Origin of the sequence: uncultured Neptuniibacter sp. (assembly GCF_947498015.1) — a bacterium.
Lineage (GTDB): Bacteria > Pseudomonadota > Gammaproteobacteria > Pseudomonadales > Balneatricaceae > Neptuniibacter.
Window position 1 is genome coordinate 1 of sequence record NZ_CANMIR010000043.1, and the last position, 221, is coordinate 221.

At 54.3% G+C, this 221-nt stretch carries 1 protein-coding gene; it reads left to right on the forward strand.

What is annotated here, in order from left to right; genetic code table 11:
- On the forward strand, positions 1-221 hold a 221-nt coding region (locus Q0882_RS16720), incomplete at both ends, for a TRAP transporter large permease subunit (protein ID WP_299184109.1).

The window sequence follows — 221 nt, forward strand, 5'->3', positions numbered from 1 at the left end:
CGTGATCCCTCCGCGGGCCCTTGTGGTGAAAAGCTGGGTTGGAGTGAGCGTTTCAAAGCACTCAATGGTGTCTGGGGCGTACTTATTCTATTCACGGTTGTGATGGGGGGTATCTACCTGGGTATCTTCACTCCGACGGAAGCAGCGGGTATTGGTGCCGGTGGTGCATTCTGTATCGCGATGGCACGTAAGAGTCTGACCTGGGGAAGTCTGTTCGATAT